Source organism: Rickettsia endosymbiont of Rhinocyllus conicus (assembly GCF_964026465.1).
GTDB lineage: Bacteria > Pseudomonadota > Alphaproteobacteria > Rickettsiales > Rickettsiaceae > Rickettsia.
In genome coordinates, this window is sequence record NZ_OZ032155.1 from 188,635 (window position 1) to 205,715 (window position 17,081).

The window sequence follows — 17,081 nt, forward strand, 5'->3', positions numbered from 1 at the left end:
TTTTCAGATCTTATCCTTTACTTATTCTAAACGTAATATCCTGCTGAACTATTTTCTGCAAGCAACTCTATTACATCATCATGTCCATAATATTCGGCTAGCTTTAAAGGAGTTTGTTCTAAATAATCGGGTGTAAAATAATCAGCTTTTTTGGTTTGTAGTAATTTTATAGCAGGTATATGGTGACTATTTACAGCCCAATGCATAAGAGTAGAGCCTGATTTATCACAAGCATTAATATCAATATCAGCATTATCAATTAAGAACTCTATTAAATCTTTCCCCGCTCCCGCTTTAATTGCATGATGTAAAGAGGTGCGTCCAAGCAAGTCTTTAGTCCCAAGCTTAACTCCTTTATCGTGTAATGCTTTTACTAAATCTAGATCATTAGCATAGGTGGCTTTAATTAAAAGCTTCTGCCCAATTGTATTATCAATTTTAGTACAATCTGACTTCTCAATTAAAGTTTTAGCTAACTTTGTAATATTTATCTTCTTATCGTGGATTTGAACTATTTTCTCTAGTAGTGTTTGTTTAGAGTTTAAGTTTAAGAATTTATTAGTTAAGTACTCAATAAGGCTTACACTTTTAGAATCAATAGCGAGATTGAAAATTTGATATCCAAGCTCACTTTTAATGTCAAATTTAGCTCCTTTGCTAATTAATGTCTTAATTGATGAGATATTTTTAGATTCTACAGCAAGCTCTAATGGCGTTTTGTTATTATGATTTATATCAAAGAAAAATCTTTGTATCTGCTCATTACCAATTTTTTCTGCCCAATCTTGTAAGGTTAAACCATATTTATCAAACTTATTAAATTTAGTATTCTCGTATAAATATTTTACTGTATCTAAATTACCAACTTTGATGGCTAAATGAATAGCAGACCAACCATGCATGTTAGGAGCAATTTGTCCGCCATTTTGAACTAGAAAATGTACCACATCTAAATTACCGCCAAGTATTGCTAGTTCTAAAGCAGTTCTACCTTTGGCATCTTTAATATTAATATTTTGCTTGTTACATACACTCTGTACTAACTCTATATTTTTATATCCTACTGCTAAATGCAAATCTGTCCATTTTTCAGAATCTATAATTTTGGGGGGTATTAAAGATTCAAAAAACTTTCTTATAGGAGTTTTTGAAATAGGCATATGCTTTGGTCTTAAATAGCTAGTATCTGGGCAATATTTGTGTCTGTAGTAGGCTGTAGTCATAGTTATTTTCATTAATTAATATATTTCGGGCGTAATTATTAAAATATATTAATGATAATGTCAATGAAAAACGTTATTGTACTAAGGCTAAATGATGTTGATAAGTAGAATAAAAATCTTCTCAATATAATCTTGTGTGCTTAAGCTTAAATATCATAGAAGACAGTAAAAAATATTAAAATTTTCAATATTTTATTTATTTTTTAGTATGGTTTTAGTAATATTAAGACAAGTTATGATTTAATTAGTAAAACCTCTGGTGGGTAGCATTATTGTATATATTAATTTTTTTATAGAATTATCTTATGTATTGGTTACTTCTTATTCTAGCAGGATTATTTGAAATAGCATTTGTTATTTCATTAAGATATTCAGATGGTTTGACAAAACTAAAACCTACAGTTGCCTTTATTTTTTTTGGAGCTTTAAGCTTTACCTGTCTTGCTAAAACCTTGGGTAAGATCCCAATGGGTACTGCATATGCCGTATGGACAGGCATAGGTGCGGCAGGTACAGTTATATTAGGTATACTTGTTTTCAATGAACCGGTATCTATATTACGCTTATTTTTTGTTACTACCTTAATAGTATCTATAATCGGACTTAAATTTTCTTAAAAATAATTATAACTTAATACCACTATCTTTTATTCAACTAATTTACCTTGTACGTAAAAATCGTATGCGGTTTGGTAAAAGCTAATTGCTTCCTCGGTAAGGCTAATAGAACTCGGGATTTCTTCTTTTTCTTCTCCTAATAATATATAGGTTTTTGGGTGTAGTTTAGGGCTTAAAATTACTAGCTTATCATCTTTTAAAAAGCCTAGTAACTGATAAGTGCTTATAAAAGCTCTATTTGCTGGATTATTTATTATATCCTGTCCCCATAATTTGCTTTTATATTCAAAGCCTAGCAAGCCGAAAATTGTTGGGGCTATATCTATTTGACTTGCTAGATTATCTATTTTTTTCGGCTTTAATATTTGTGGTGCATAGATAATTAGTGGTATATGATACTTCTCTACAGGTAGCTCCGTTTTACCGGCACTTGAAGCACAATGATCGGCAGTAATAACAAAGATAGTATCGTTAAACCATTCTTTAGTTTTAGCAGTTTCTAAGAACTTATTTATCGCATAATCGGTATATTTAACTGCTGCATTACGTCCACCACCTGATGGTAGATCAATCCTATTCTCAGGGAAAGTATAAGGTCGGTGGTTTGAGGTAGTCATAATTAACGAGAAAAATGACTTACCATTTTTATAATCTATATCAGCTTGCTCTATTGCCTTGTTTAGAATATCCTCGTCTGCTACTCCCCATACATTTGCAAAGCTTATCTCTGAAGCTGTTAAGTTACCTCGGTCTATTATATTATAGTGATTACCGCCGAAATAATTACGTAAATTATCAAAATAGCTATAACCACCAAATATAAAGTTAGTATTATATCCTTGATTTCTAAACACAGTGCCGATATTAAATAAATTCTGGTTATCAGGTCTACGCACTATTGACGAGCCTGGAGTTGGAGGAATTGATAAAGTTATAGCTTCAAGTCCCCGCACTGTCCTTGTACCAGTAGCATAAATATTAGTGAAGAACATAGCTTTATTTGTTAATTCATCCAAGTAAGGCGTAATATTATCGCTATTACCAAAGCTTTGCATGAATTTGGCACTTAAGCTTTCTACTGTAATAAAGATTACATTATATTTTTGCTTATTCGAATTTTTAGAGATAATAATACGCTCGATAGATTCATTATCTACAAATTTATCACTATTATTTTGTAAGCTATCACGTACTATGCTTAAAGCCTGCTTATCATCTATAGTGGGATAAAAGCTATTATAGTTTAAGCTGTTATTAAGATAAGCCGAGAAAATCTCATAAGGACCGTTTTTAGCAAGCTCTTCTGCATATTTATTAGAGTGGAAATTTAGCTTTTCAGGGCTATAAAATTTAAATGCAATAAAACTAATTGCAGCTAGAATAATTGCTGTAGCTAAACAACATTTTCTATTTATATTATATGCTGCATCAATAACAGCTTTTCGTAAGATATAGGTAGTAATAGCACTAACTATCAGAATTCCGCTAATGATCTCTATATAGGGCATAGATTCTTTAACTGTGCCGATAATTTCATGAGTATATACTAGATAATCAACGGCAATAAAATTAAAGCGAGTACCAAACTCATCCCAAAAAGTAAGTTCAGCTGCTGTAATAAAGATTAGTGAGGCAATAAAACCGCAGTAAAATAAGTAACAAAGCGGCGTGTAGACTAGCCTAAATCTTGATAATGCTAAATTGCCTAGCAATATTAACACTAACATTATAGGCAAGAAATAAACTGTAGAAATAAGATCGTTAACTAATCCGAAAATGAACAGTAATGGCAATTCTATAAGCGAAACTTGTTTATAGAACAATGCATATATGCACAAAGCTATTCTAGTGATTGTTTGAAATATTAAGTAAGTCTTAGCAGTTAGTAATTTCATTGATTTTGTTTTAAATTGTTGATTCTATAATTTTTATATGTCATTCCCGCGTGGCATTGTTGCGTGGATCGAAAAGTACTTTCGGTGTCATGCCGTGGCTTGACCACGGCATCCAGAAAATAATAAAAAATACTAATTTCATTAGTATTTTTAACTGGCTCTAGTTCATAAATCACGGGATGACAGGGGGAAGAATGATCCATACAGGCAATGCCTTCCCGCATAGGAGACACATTCCAAACTCTACCTCTCCGGTAATAATATCTCTCTTTTACCCGTATGATTTGGTACGGAGACTATTCCTTCTTTTTCCATTTTCTCAACTAAATTGGCAGCTTTGTTATAACCGATTCTAAGCGATCTTTGAATATAGCTAATAGAAGATTTACGTTCATCACGTACTATCTGCACAGCTTTTTTATAAAGTACTTCGTCTGATGTACCATCACCGATATCAATACTAGTATCATCTTCATCAGGCTGCTCTGTTACAGCAGATATATATTCTGGTGTGCCTGTTTCTTTTAAATATTCCGTAATTTGCTCGATCTCAGATTCGTTAACAAAAGGTCCATGTACCCTAGTAATTTTAGAGGTATTACCCATAAATAGCATGTCACCCATACCAAGTAACTGCTCTGAACCCTGTTCGCCTAAGATTGTACGGCTGTCGATTTTAGAGGTAACCTTAAAGCTGATACGGCTTGGGAAGTTAGCCTTGATCACACCAGTAATAACGTCAACAGATGGTCTTTGGGTTGCCATAATAATATGGATGCCGGCAGCTCTTGCCATTTGAGCTAAACGCTGTATCAACATCTCGATATCTTTACCGGCAACCAGCATTAAATCAGCCATCTCATCAACAATCACCACTATGAACGGCAGCTTTTCCATATTCATTGCCACGGTTTCATAGATGGGTCTGCCGGTTTCAGGATCAAAGCCTGTTTGAATTGACTTCTCAATTATTCTTCCCTCTTTAACTGCTTCCTGAATCTTAGTATTATAGCCGGCAATATTCTTAACACCGATATTGCTCATCATTCTATAGCGGTTTTCCATTTCTTTAACTGCCCATTTCAGTGCCACCACTGCTTTAGCCGGTTCAGTTACCACGGGCGTTAATAAATGCGGTATTCCGTCATAAGCTGATAGCTCAAGCATTTTCGGGTCAATCATGATAAAGCGGCACTCTTCAGGGGTATAGCGATATAACAGCGAAACGATCATAGCGTTAATTCCCACCGATTTACCTGAACCGGTTGTCCCTGCAACAAGTAAGTGCGGCATTTTGGCAAGGTCTGCAATAAGCGGTTTGCCCGCTAAATCTTTACCTAAGACTAAAGGCAATAAAGTAGATGTATCTTGGTATTCTGGTGTTTCTATAAGCTCTTTTAAGCAAAAGAATTCTCGCTGCTTATTAGGTAGCTCAATACCAAGCACATTTTTACCAGGTACTACTGCAATCCTTGTTGATAGGGCTGAGAGCGAGCGGGCTATATCATCAGATAACCCTACTACTCTTGAGGTTTTAGTGCCTGCTGCCGGTTCAAACTCATATAAAGTTACTACCGGACCTTGGCTTATATTAATTATTTGTCCTTTCACACCAAAATCATTTAGCACAGTTAGCAATTCTTCGGCTTTTTGCTTTAATTCTGACGATGAAGCACCTTTTATATGATGATTTTCAGGGTTACGTAGTAGCGAAATTGGCGGCAGTGCTGCTGCGTCATTTTGAGATATTTTAGGAGCAGCAGGTTTATTAAAGAATTTTATTGGATTTACAGGTGCTGGTTTAGCCATAATATGCTTTGGCTCTTCTGTAAATCTTATTTTTTCGCTTACCGGTTTTGTATAAGAAGGGGTAATCTTTATTTTATTATTTGCTTTACCGGAAAATAATTTTGGCAAAGTTAATTGTGAAAATAGATTATAGAAAAAAGTTTGTATTTTATATGCTAAGAATTTACCTAATTTAATGATAAAGCTGCTTAAAGAAGTAAATTTAATTTCAAATAAAACAACAAATATAATAAATGTAAAAAATACTAATAATAAATGAAGCTGATTTGTGAATTGTTTAAGAAAATGAAAAATAATTATACCGGCTGCTCCACCACCATTAGAGGGTACGAATTCTAAATCAAAATTAGATAGTAAAGCTGCGGTGCTGAAAAGAGCAAGTAGCATTACCGATATACGGATAAAGGATTTGCGATATTTCTGTTGCCAGCAATTCTTCCCCCAAATAAAACAAGAAAGCGGTATTATAAAAGCTGCTACCCCAAAAAATTGATATAAAAAATCAGATAAATAAGAACCAAAAAGCCCTAATAAATTATTAGTATATCCAGTTGTTGCCGAATTAAAAGACGGGTCATCAAGCTTATATGATATAAGCACAAGAATAGTAGCAAGACCGATTATTCCTAAAATAACAGCTTGTACTTTACTATTTGAAAGAAATTTGTTTACGTAGTATAGCATTAGTTATTGATAAAAATTTACTATAACATACTATTTTGAAGTAAATTAAACAAGAAAATTTACACCTTGCGGAAAAATGTTATACTTAAACTCTATAAAAGGACATGTATTATTTTTATGATTTAAAAAAGCCTAAGCGGGAATGACGATGATATCCATTGAAGTAAAAAAATGTTACATGTAATATCTGTAAAATATATTGATGATTATTATTTACAATTGTCTTTTGATGATGGTACTAGAGGAAATATAAACTTATATAAGCATTTGGTTGGTTCAGTATTTGAACCTCTTAAGGACAAAAATTTATTTGCTAGAGTAACCCTTGACGAAGAATTGCAGACTATTGCTTGGTCTAACGGAGCAGATTTTGCTCCTGAATTCTTAAAAGCCCACCTAGAGAATATAAGGTAAATAGAATTTACACCTTTTAAAAAACTATGTTATAATATAGTTCTATAGAGAACACATAGTATAACATGACCATAAAAATTCATTCCGAGAAAGATTTTGAGAAAATGCGTGCAGCTGGCAGGTTAGCTGCTGAAACACTTGATTTTATAGAACCGCATGTAAAGCCGGGCGTTACTACAAATAGTTTAAACGATCTTTGTCATAATTTTATTATTTCGAATAATGCCATTCCTGCACCTTTAAATTATAAAGGTTTTCCAAAATCTATTTGCACCTCGATAAATCACGTAGTTTGTCACGGCATTCCAAACGATAAGCCATTACGGAATGGTGATATCATAAATATTGATGTTACAGTAATTTTAGATGGTTGGTATGGTGACACTAGCCGTATGTATTATGTTGGCAATGTAGCAATAAAGCCGAAACGCCTTATTCAAGTAACTTATGACGCAATGATGAAAGGGATTGAGGTAGTAAAGCCAGGAGCAAGGCTCGGTGATATAGGTCATGCTATTCAAAGCTATGCTGAGAAGCATAATTATTCTGTGGTGCGTGATTATACTGGTCATGGGATCGGTCGCGTGTTTCATGATGAGCCATCAATATTAAATTATGGTCGCAGCGGAACAGGGCTTGTTCTAGAAGAAGGTATGTTTTTTACTGTTGAACCAATGGTAAATGCCGGCGGATATGATACTATATTAAGTAGCCTTGATGGTTGGACAGTTACCACACGTGACAAGTCTTTATCAGCACAATTTGAGCATACTATAGGCGTTACTAAAGACGGCTTTGAAATATTTACATTATCCCCTAAAAAATTAGATCATCCTCCATATGTTAAACTATAAGCTAATGGAATTCTTTGACAGCGAACCTGAGATAGTTCCCGATATAGCTATAAAAGAAGAGGCAACCCCTCATTATATAGGTCATCGTAAAAGGGTAAAAGAGCGATTTGTGACTTCAGGAGCGGCAAATTTTTCCGATTATGAACTCTTAGAGCTGATGTTATTTTCTTCTATTCCTCGTAAAGATGTAAAGCCTCTAGCAAAAAAATTACTGGAAAGTTTTAATAGTATTACTGATTTAATCAATATTGATAAAGAAAGATTGCTTAGTATTAGTGGTACTAATGAGAATTTATATATCAATTTTGCTATAGTACGTGAATTAATAAATAGAGCATTAAAACAAAAGATAATAAATAAAAATATTATTGCTTCATAGGGTTCTTTGATTGATTATTTAAAAGTTAATATGGGTAATATGCGGCTTGAACAATTTCGGGTATTATTTTTGAACAAAAAAAATATTTTGATTGCTGATGAAGTTTTAAGCCAAGGAACTATTGATCAGGCTGCTGTATACCCACGAGAGATAATTAAAAGAGCGTTGTTTAATGAGGCGAGTAATATTATACTTGTTCATAATCATCCAAGTGGTAGCCCTGATCCTTCAAAAGCCGATATTGATATGACAAATATAATAAAATATAATAGTAGATATGTGTAAAACAATAAATATTGTAGTGCATGATCATGTAATTATCAGTAATAATAAATATTTTAGCTTTAAATCTAACATGTTACTATGAATATAAATAGCTATATTGTATTATTTATTTTTTCTTTTATAGCAACTACTATATTAACATATATATTGACCAAATATTTTAAGACAATTGGTTTAGTTGATATACCTAGTCAGCGTCGTTCTCATAATAAGATTACCCCACGTGGTGGTGGTCTTGCTATCGTAATTGTTGTAATGATTGCTTTAAGCAGTTTTGAATATATAACAAGCGGTTTGCTTACTAACTCGGCAAAAATATTACCGCCATTATTTGTAATTGCGACAGTCTCTTTTTTAGATGATTTAAAACCTGTGCGGGTACTTATCCGTTTGATAACTCATTTAATTTGTTCTGCTTTTGCTATTTCTCTTTTAATTCCTCTAGATTTTGCTGCTAATATTCCTATCCCAATATATCTTATTTTCATTATACTAATTGTAGCTTTAAGCGGCTTCATTAATATATATAATTTTATGGATGGTATAGATGGCATGAGTTGTATAGAGTCTATTCATCTATCAAGTACTATACTTATATTATGTTTACTACAATTTCAGGTACTTGCTAATCCATATTTTATATTTAGTATGAATATTGTTATACTTGGTTGTTCTATTGGATTTTTAATATTTAATTGGCAGCCGGCAAAAATATTCTTAGGAGATGTGGGTAGCATTAGCCTTGGTTTTTTACTGGGTCTTTGTTTGTTAATGCTTGCTACTACAAATATTAACCTATTTATAGCTTGTTTTATCGCTAGCTTGTATTACTTAACTGATGCGGTACTGACTATATTAATTAGATTAGTAAATAAAGAAAAAATTTGGCAGCCTCATTTAAAGCATTTTTTCCAAAAAGCTGTCAAAAAAGGCAAATCCCATAAACGGGTAGTATCGATTATAGCGATTTGTAATGTATTTTTGATGATGTTATCAGTACTATCGTTATACTCACCTATAATATCTGTAATGCTTGCTTTAGGAGTAATTACTTTAACTGTCCAAAGTCTATTAAGATGAAGCTAATTAAAGATGATATTCATAAAATAGTTAGGCATATATTTGCAAGGCAGCATCCTTTGCTTCCTGAAATTATGTTTAATTGGAATAAAATAGTCGGATTTAAATTTAGCGATAAGGTATTACCTTTAAAAATAATTGCTGATACTAATAAAAAGCAAAAGATTAATACGCTATTTATACAAGCAGAAGATCATGCAACAGCTTTAGAAATATCTTTTTACCAAGAAATTATACTAGAACGTATCGCAGTTTATTTAGGCTTTAAGGCAATACACCAGATGCGGGTGACTGTCTATAAGCAAAAATAGTGGTGTTATGGCATTGACTGCGTGGACCGAAAAGCACCATCGGTGTCATCTAGTCGGTTATACCTAGGTTGCTGCATAGCTCCGATGTCATTCCTGCGTATGCATTGTTGCGTGGGTCGAAAGTCGTCCTCGGTGTCATCCCGTGGCTTGTCCACGGGATCCAGTAAAATAACTAAAAATATCAATAATATTGATATTTTTAACTGGACCCCGTGAATAAATCACGGGGTGACAGAGGTACAATTAAGCCACGTGGGCAATCTCACAAAATTGTATTAATTACAGTTTAGTGGAATATTTAATATATTATTCCAAACTGTATCCCAGCCTTTTGTATGGGTAATGTTAGGGAAGACCTTATACTTAACACAGTTAGATGAGCTAGCTTTTATATAAAGTTCTGTAATAAAAGTTGGAACTCTTTTGTCATCTGCTCCGGAGAGATGCAATTGAGGAATGTGGCTAATTTGCTTTGCGTAATTTATTGGATTTAATGATTTAGTTAGATAACCACGATAATTATGATGCTTGTCAAATTTCTCAGTATCTAAATTACCGGCAATCGTTATAATATCTTTCACATTACTATTTTGGCTAGCGATTAATATTGTAAGCCCGCCGCCACCTGAAAAGCCGACTAAGCTGAATTTCTGCCCGTTATTAATAGTATTTATAACATCATTAATTGAATTTACTACTTCATAGTTCATTCTTTTATCTAACCAATAATCATTAACACATTTTGCGTTCATCTCTAAAGGAGTATATTGACAAGGTCTTGCTATATAAACAATATTTGGTCGCTTATCGATTGTAGCAAGTCTTAACAACATTGGATTAACAGGGGTAGGGTTGTCAGAATTAACGCCTCCATCTGCAAGATGTCCATCCCCTTCAATGTAAAATACAAAAGGCTGATTACGATCAGTAACACGCTGATAAGTTGTAAGAGTAAAATCACCACCTTTTACAAGTTGTTGCTGAAAATTATTTTGTTTAGCTATGTCTTGCGAATGTTTCACTCTACTTGCCACATCATGGGTAGTAGAACAACCGGAAAGTAGAACAGAAACTAAAAATATTATCCAAATAAAATTTTTCATAATGTATTTAATGGTTATTTTCCTCGTCATTGCGAGCGAATAAAAGGAGCGTGGCAATCCAGAAAAAATAACAAAAAATACTAATATTATTAGTATTTTTACTGGATCTAGTTCCCAAGCCACGGTATGACACCGTAGGCTTTGCCACTCCTCGCAATGACGTTACGATAATTAGAACGGTATTTCGTCATCTAAGTCGCTATGATCAAAAGAAGGCTTGGAATGCTTATATTCACTATGACCTGAATCTTGAAGACTAGAACTAGTAGAATTTTTGCTATCCAACAATATTAATTGTGAATTAAAATTTTGCAATACGATTTCTGTAGTATATTTTTCCACACCTGAACTATCATTCCATTTACGAGTTTGTAACGAGCCTTCAATATATAATTTACTACCTTTTTTAACGTAATTTTTTACAACAGATACTAACCCTTCGTTAAATATCACTACTCTATGCCATTCGGTCTTTTCTTTTTTTTCACCGGTAACACGGTCTTTCCAAATGTCGGTGGTGGCTAAAGAAAGATTCGCTATTTCCTTTCCTTCCCCCGTAGTTCTAATTTCAGGATCACGTCCTAAATTGCCTATTAATGTCACTTTATTTAAGCTACCTGCCATAGATTACCTATTTTAAAAATATTATTATTGCAATAATAAAATAAAAGAGCCTATAATACTACAGGTTTTTTAAAATATCCTAAAATTTTTCAGTAAGAGTGATATGAACCAAGAATATATCAAGGTACGTGGTGCTAAAGAGCACAATCTAAAGAATATAAATGTTGATATTCCAAGGAATAAATTTGTCGTTATAACTGGTCTTAGCGGTTCGGGTAAATCTTCCTTAGCGTTTGATACGATTTATGCAGAGGGTCAAAGAAGATATGTTGAGAGCTTATCTTCATATGCAAGACAATTTTTGCATTTGCAAAATAAACCGAATGTCGAGTCTATTTCTGGATTATCGCCAGCTATTGCGATTGATCAGAAAACTACTTCTAAGAATCCACGTTCTACAGTTGGAACTATAACCGAGATTTACGATTATCTCAGGTTATTATATGCAAGGGTTGGGATTCCTTATTCTCCGGCAACGGGTCTGCCTATACATAGTCAAACTGTTTCTGAAATGGTAGATATAATAAACGAATTACCTACGGGAACGAAGATATATTTACTAGCTCCGATTGTTAGAGGGCATAAAGGGGAATTCAAACGTGAGATTATGAATCTGAAAAAGCAAGGATTCCAGAAGTTAATTGTTAATGGGGAAACTTGTGAAATAGATGATTTGCCGAAGCTTGATAAAAATAAAAAACATAATATTGAAGTAATTGTTGATAGGATAGTTTTAGATGAGAATTTAGGCAATAGGCTAGCTGATAGTTTAGAGAGTTCATTAAATCTTGCTGATGGTATTACCTACCTAGAAATCGTAGAATTACCAACTGTAGCTAATACTGAATACGAAAAAAATCAGCGTATAACTTTTTCTGAAAAATATTCTTGTCCAGTGTCAGGATTTCAGCTTACAGAAATTGAACCAAGAATATTTTCCTTTAATAGTCCTTTTGGTGCATGTCCTAAATGTGAGGGAATTGGTAAAGAGTTTTTCTTCGATCGTGATTTAATCGTACCAGATCACAGAATATCTATTAAAGATGGTGCAATAGTGCCGTGGGGCAGTACGTCCTCAAAATTTATCCTAGAGACATTAAAAGCACTTGCTGAGCATTATAGATTTTCTATAGACTCACCTTTTTCAGCTTTATCTGATAATATTAAAACAATTTTATTTGAAGGTTCTGGAGAAGAAGCGATAAGATTTGAGTTTCATGATGGTTCTAAAACACAAGTAATTCATCAGCCATTCGCTGGAATAATACCGAGTTTGCAAGAAAAAGATCGCACTATAGAATCGGTTTTAATCAAGGAAGAGTTAGCTAAATTTAAGTCAGAACATAAATGTACGGCTTGTAATGGCTATAGGCTAAAAGATGAAGCTTTATGTGTTAAAATAGTAAATATTCATATAGGTGAAGTAGCAGATATGAGTATTGCAACACTGCAACAATGGTTTGCTCACCTAGAACAAAAATTAAATAAAAAACAATTATTTATCGCTGAACGTATCCTTAAAGAAATTAATGAAAGACTAAAATTTTTGATGAATGTCGGGCTTGATTACCTAACATTGTCAAGAGAGTCTGGTACTTTATCAGGAGGTGAAAGTCAGCGTATTCGTCTTGCTTCGCAAATAGGATCGGGCTTAAGCGGTGTTTTATACGTACTTGACGAGCCATCTATTGGCTTGCATCAACGTGATAATACTAGATTAATTGAAACGCTAAAAAGGCTAAGAGATCTTGGTAATACTGTTTTAGTGGTTGAGCATGACGAAGAAACAATGTATGAGGCTGATCATATTATCGATATAGGACCTGGTGCTGGTATTCATGGTGGTCGGGTTATTGCTGAGGGTAATGCCGAAGAAATAAAGAATTTTGAAGAAAGTATTACAGGAAGATATTTAAGCGGTCGTCAAACAATTAAAGTGCCAACACAAACACGAACAGGACATGATAATAGAGCAATAGAGCTTATTGGAGCTGTTTCTAATAATTTGGATAATGTCGATATAAAAATTCCGCTTGGTACATTTACTGCTATAACAGGGGTATCAGGAAGCGGAAAATCAAGTTTGATGATCCATACTCTATATAAGGCTGCTTTAAAGCACCTAGAGCCTACAGCAAAAGTATTTCCAGGAAAATATCAAAAATTAAAAGGGCTTGAATATATAGACAAAATTATCGATATTAATCAGTCGCCAATCGGCAGAACTCCGCGTTCTAACCCTGCAACTTATACCGGTGCGTTTACTCATATTAGAGACTGGTTTGTAGAACTGCCTGAGTCAAAAGCCAGAGGTTATAAGGTTGGTAGGTTTTCATTTAACGTTAAGGGTGGTAGATGTGAGGCATGTCAAGGTGATGGGCTAATTAAGATAGAGATGCACTTCTTGCCTGATGTATATGTAAAATGCGACATTTGTAACGGTCATAGATATAATAGAGAAACTTTAGAGATAAAATATAAAGGTAAATCTATTGCTGATATATTAATGATGACGGTAGAAGATGCGATGCAATTCTTTGAAAAAATCCCATTAATCTATGAAAAACTTATTACCTTAAATGAAGTGGGGCTTGGTTACATTAAAATCGGTCAATCGGCAACTACTCTTTCAGGAGGGGAGGCACAGCGTGTTAAACTTGCTAAAGAGCTATCAAGGCGTTCAACCGGTAAAACTCTTTACATACTAGATGAGCCGACTACAGGGCTGCATATTGACGATATCAATAAATTGTTAAAAGTACTGCATAAACTTGTTGATATGGGTAATACTGTTTTAGTTATCGAGCATAATCTAGATGTTATAAAAACAGCTGATTATATTATTGATGTTGGTCCTGAGGGTGGTGATAAAGGTGGTAAGATAGTGGTACATGGCACCCCTGCCGATATTGCTGCTTGCTCTGAAAGCCATACCGGTAGGTATCTAAAGCAGTATTTGAAATGATATAGTTTGTTAGATGCGTAGCATTGACGCGGCAATCTTAGGAATTTGGTACTATATTTATTAGGATTATATTAATTTTCGTAATAACGATTATTTTAATATTTTATCAGAGGAAATAATATTTTTGCAAGAGTAGTTTTCCCTGATTGTCTTGGTCCAGTAATACCTAAAACTGGGTAAAATTTAGAAAATTTTTCTAAAACTCCTTGTATAAAACGTTGATACATTTTAAATATTGCCTAATTGAATTCAGCAGTTTCAATTTAGCACTAATTAATTAAAAATTCAAGAAATTTAGTTTTTCTGTTTTTAGATATTACGCATTTAATATTTACAAACACCCTCTAACTTGGTTAATCATCTGTAGATATTGGTTCCGGTAGCTTTCGGAATCAATATTTTTGATATCCCAGTTTTCACTATTTAGTATTACTGTTTTAACATTTAATTTGTTATATAAGTTTGGATTTTGCTCAGTACTTAAAACAAGACATTTATTATTAGACTCTTTAATTAAAGAGTCTAATTTACTGAAATATCTTAAGCTTTTTTGACTGTCGCTATATAATTTTGTCGTACGGATATTTGTATCAACAAAAAAATACTCGCTACTGTCGCTTAATAAAATCACATCCTTTATATTAGCAAACTCGTTATTTTTAGCTTCTTGCAAATCTTGTAATTCTTTCATTGCTAGCTCAAGATTATTATTAATATCTTGTTGTAATTCAGGAAATTTTTCACTAAATATTTTAGTAAATTCCTGTAGTAAAACTTTTACGTTATCAAGATCAAGCCAAATATGCCAATTACCTTTTATGATGTTTAAATCTTTAATATCGCTGATTTTTATAATGGTGTTAGCATGATTATTAATTAACTTCTCAGCAAACCCATCAAATTCTTTATCTATATAAATAGCGATATTGGCGTTTTTGACTTTCGCTAGATCACTTGGTTTTAAATTATAATGATGCGGGCAGCCGTTACTTATGGCTAAACTCTCTATCTCCGCTTTATCTTTAACAAGCATTGCAGCTATACTTGCAATTGGAGTAATGCTCGTTACTATTTTAGGTTTAGCGTAGCTAGTAAAGCTGAAGAATATGAAAGAGAGAAGGATTATTGTCATCCCGCGGCTTGTCCAGCGTTGTGGAATGGATCTGATGTCATTCCCGCGTAGGCGGGAATCCAGAAAAAAGAAATTTTTATATTTCATAGTTTTGATTCCTAATTAATGACTGGATTCCCGCCTACGCGGGAATGACGTTATCATATCCAATAACTCCGACTTACTTAACTTAAAATCTTGATCTATCCAAATCTTTTTTAAGTAATTTAGTTTTTCGCCTATGTCTTTTTGTTCTATATTTATATTTAGTAAATCATGACCATTTATTGGGAATTTAGGTCGTTCTAATGAATCATATATATTTATAAATTTTGTTATTTGTGAATAATCTATTTTCCCTAATATACTTGCTGCTAATAAATATTCTTTATAGTTTTTATGCTCCAGCCAGATTTTTTTTATATCAAATTCAGTGATTATATTTTTATGAATAAAATCTAATATAGATAATATCTGGATAGTTTCATGTTTTGAGAATTTCCAATCTAGAAAATTTTTTAGGTTTAAATCTTTTTGATAATATAATAATAATGCATATCTAGTACTTAATTCTAGATTAAAGCTTTTGGCTTGCTCTGCAATTTTTATTTCATAATTTTGGATGGAAAATATCAATGCCAAAATCCTTATTTCAAACATGGCTTTTAAAACTTCAGGGCTATTACTAGAAACTATAATTCTATCAAATTCACTTTTTATGCGTTCTCGTGATAAACTCATTAAGCCGCTTTTTAGTTCATCGCATGCTTTAAATCCTTCTGGATCAAGCCTATTTGCATAATAGCTAGAAAAACGAAAGAATCGTAAAATACGTAAATAATCTTCTTTAATTCTTTGGTGAGCAGCTCTTATAAATACTACTTTTTGCTGCTTTAAATCTTCAAATCCATTGAAATAATCATATATTTTACCTTTAAAAGGGCAATAGCTTAAAGCATTAATAGTGAAGTCTCTTCTTTCTGCATCTTCAGCAAAATCATTTGTGAATACTACTTTAGCGTGTCTGCCGTTACATTCAATATCTTTCCGAAGAGTGGTGATTTGGAACTGTTCCTTTTCTAAAATAGCTGTAATTGTGCCAAATTTTAAGCCGGTTGGGATAGTTTTTATCTTAGCTTGGGATAAAATGCTTGTTACTTCATTTGGTAGTAAGTTCGTTGCTATATCAATATCATAGCTCTCTTTATCAAGTAAAGCATCACGAACTGAGCCGCCAATTAATCTTGCTTCTCCTTTTTTATTAAGAAGATTCAAGATTTTTTCATATCCTTTTGAAGGAATGTTTAATGTTTTATTAATAGTTTGCATGACTAGATTTTATTCTACATTTTTTAGAATTGCAAAATATAAGTATAACCGGACTTTTGCTTAAAAAATCTCTATTAATAGTCATCAGATTTCCCGTGCATTTTGCTCTATGATTAAGATTGATATGAATTTCGGCTTCGTTGCAATAGTTATTTTTATTAAAGATAATTCTTTGCCCATAATTAGTTATGAAAAGATTATCTTGTAGTGGCAATAATATACTATCTTCTTGTCCAAACCAATTAGCCCAATAAATCCTATTAAATTTTGCCATCTTATCGGCATAAATTTCAAGCTTACCTTGCTTATTCTTAATACCAATTGCCATATTACTTGCATCAAATATTAATTCAGGTTTTGGCGAATAAAGCATAAATATAAAGGATATTACCATAATT

At 32.8% G+C, this 17,081-nt stretch carries 15 protein-coding genes and 2 pseudogenes; 8 read left to right on the plus strand and 9 right to left on the minus strand.

The annotated features are described in order from the left end of the window. Window positions 1-26: 26 nt before the first annotated feature. Window positions 27-599 carry an ankyrin repeat domain-containing protein gene (locus AAGD54_RS00935; RefSeq protein WP_341795145.1) on the minus strand — a complete coding sequence of 191 codons (573 nt, stop codon included), beginning with the start codon at window positions 597-599 and terminating at the stop codon, window positions 27-29. Window positions 600-692: 93 nt separating this feature from the next. Beyond that, a pseudogene (locus AAGD54_RS00940) lies at window positions 693-1,235 on the minus strand (ankyrin repeat domain-containing protein); the annotation flags it as partial. A gap of 293 nt (window positions 1,236-1,528) precedes the next feature. Here AAGD54_RS00940 and AAGD54_RS00945 point away from each other — a divergent pair. Further along, on the plus strand, window positions 1,529-1,840 hold the full coding sequence (locus AAGD54_RS00945; protein ID WP_011476848.1) for a DMT family transporter: 312 nt from the start codon (window positions 1,529-1,531) through the stop codon (window positions 1,838-1,840). Window positions 1,841-1,869: 29 nt separating this feature from the next. Here AAGD54_RS00945 and AAGD54_RS00950 read toward each other — a convergent pair whose 3' ends face one another. Both AAGD54_RS00950 and AAGD54_RS00955 read right to left on the minus strand, forming a co-directional pair. Further along, a complete protein-coding gene (locus AAGD54_RS00950) occupies window positions 1,870-3,735 on the minus strand; it encodes an LTA synthase family protein (RefSeq protein WP_341794774.1) in 1,866 nt (621 codons plus the stop codon). Window positions 3,736-3,978: 243 nt separating this feature from the next. Then, window positions 3,979-6,228: a DNA translocase FtsK gene (locus AAGD54_RS00955; protein ID WP_341794775.1), complete on the minus strand. Its 2,250-nt coding sequence runs from the start codon at window positions 6,226-6,228 to the stop codon at window positions 3,979-3,981. Between the two features lie 171 nt (window positions 6,229-6,399). Between AAGD54_RS00955 and AAGD54_RS00960 the strand changes: the two genes are divergently transcribed. The 6 genes and pseudogenes from AAGD54_RS00960 to AAGD54_RS00985 all read left to right on the plus strand — a co-directional run bounded on the left by AAGD54_RS00960 (window position 6,400) and on the right by AAGD54_RS00985 (window position 9,551). Continuing rightward, a complete protein-coding gene (locus AAGD54_RS00960; RefSeq protein WP_341788728.1) occupies window positions 6,400-6,642 on the plus strand; it encodes a DUF2442 domain-containing protein in 243 nt (80 codons plus the stop codon). A gap of 65 nt (window positions 6,643-6,707) precedes the next feature. Continuing rightward, window positions 6,708-7,496: a type I methionyl aminopeptidase gene (gene map / locus AAGD54_RS00965; RefSeq protein ID WP_341788729.1), complete on the plus strand. Its 789-nt coding sequence runs from the start codon at window positions 6,708-6,710 to the stop codon at window positions 7,494-7,496. Beyond that, window positions 7,483-7,875, plus strand: coding sequence for a UPF0758 domain-containing protein (locus AAGD54_RS00970; RefSeq protein WP_341794776.1), 393 nt, complete (start codon window positions 7,483-7,485; stop codon window positions 7,873-7,875). Before map ends, AAGD54_RS00970 begins: the two co-directional genes overlap by 14 nt. 6 nt (window positions 7,876-7,881) lie before the next feature. After that, window positions 7,882-8,242 (plus strand): annotated as a pseudogene (locus tag AAGD54_RS00975) (JAB domain-containing protein). Further along, complete coding sequence (locus AAGD54_RS00980; protein ID WP_341794777.1) at window positions 8,239-9,240, plus strand: glycosyltransferase family 4 protein; 1,002 nt, start codon at window positions 8,239-8,241, stop codon at window positions 9,238-9,240. Before AAGD54_RS00975 ends, AAGD54_RS00980 begins: the two are co-directional and overlap by 4 nt. After that, complete coding sequence (locus AAGD54_RS00985) at window positions 9,237-9,551, plus strand: DUF721 domain-containing protein (RefSeq protein WP_016948096.1); 315 nt, start codon at window positions 9,237-9,239, stop codon at window positions 9,549-9,551. Before AAGD54_RS00980 ends, AAGD54_RS00985 begins: the two co-directional genes overlap by 4 nt. Before the next feature lie 275 nt (window positions 9,552-9,826). Here the strand turns inward: AAGD54_RS00985 and AAGD54_RS00990 are convergent, their stop codons facing one another. Then, window positions 9,827-10,654: an alpha/beta hydrolase gene (locus AAGD54_RS00990; protein WP_341794778.1), complete on the minus strand. Its 828-nt coding sequence runs from the start codon at window positions 10,652-10,654 to the stop codon at window positions 9,827-9,829. Window positions 10,655-10,825: 171 nt separating this feature from the next. Beyond that, window positions 10,826-11,278: a single-stranded DNA-binding protein gene (gene ssb, locus AAGD54_RS00995; RefSeq protein WP_011476856.1), complete on the minus strand. Its 453-nt coding sequence runs from the start codon at window positions 11,276-11,278 to the stop codon at window positions 10,826-10,828. Between the two features lie 103 nt (window positions 11,279-11,381). Between ssb and uvrA the strand changes: the two genes are divergently transcribed. Continuing rightward, complete coding sequence (uvrA, locus tag AAGD54_RS01000) at window positions 11,382-14,243, plus strand: excinuclease ABC subunit UvrA (RefSeq protein ID WP_341788734.1); 2,862 nt, start codon at window positions 11,382-11,384, stop codon at window positions 14,241-14,243. Between the two features lie 331 nt (window positions 14,244-14,574). Here the strand turns inward: uvrA and AAGD54_RS01005 are convergent, their stop codons facing one another. From AAGD54_RS01005 to AAGD54_RS01015, 3 genes are all read right to left on the minus strand, one after another. Beyond that, window positions 14,575-15,375, minus strand: coding sequence for a metal ABC transporter substrate-binding protein (locus AAGD54_RS01005; RefSeq protein ID WP_341789256.1), 801 nt, complete (start codon window positions 15,373-15,375; stop codon window positions 14,575-14,577). A 102-nt stretch (window positions 15,376-15,477) separates the two neighbouring features. Further along, window positions 15,478-16,683: a CCA tRNA nucleotidyltransferase gene (locus tag AAGD54_RS01010; RefSeq protein WP_341788736.1), complete on the minus strand. Its 1,206-nt coding sequence runs from the start codon at window positions 16,681-16,683 to the stop codon at window positions 15,478-15,480. Continuing rightward, window positions 16,670-17,077 (minus strand): hypothetical protein, encoded by a 408-nt coding sequence (locus AAGD54_RS01015; RefSeq protein ID WP_341794779.1) that lies wholly within the window; start codon window positions 17,075-17,077, stop codon window positions 16,670-16,672. The genes AAGD54_RS01010 and AAGD54_RS01015 overlap by 14 nt, the downstream gene beginning before the upstream one ends. Window positions 17,078-17,081 lie beyond the last annotated feature (4 nt).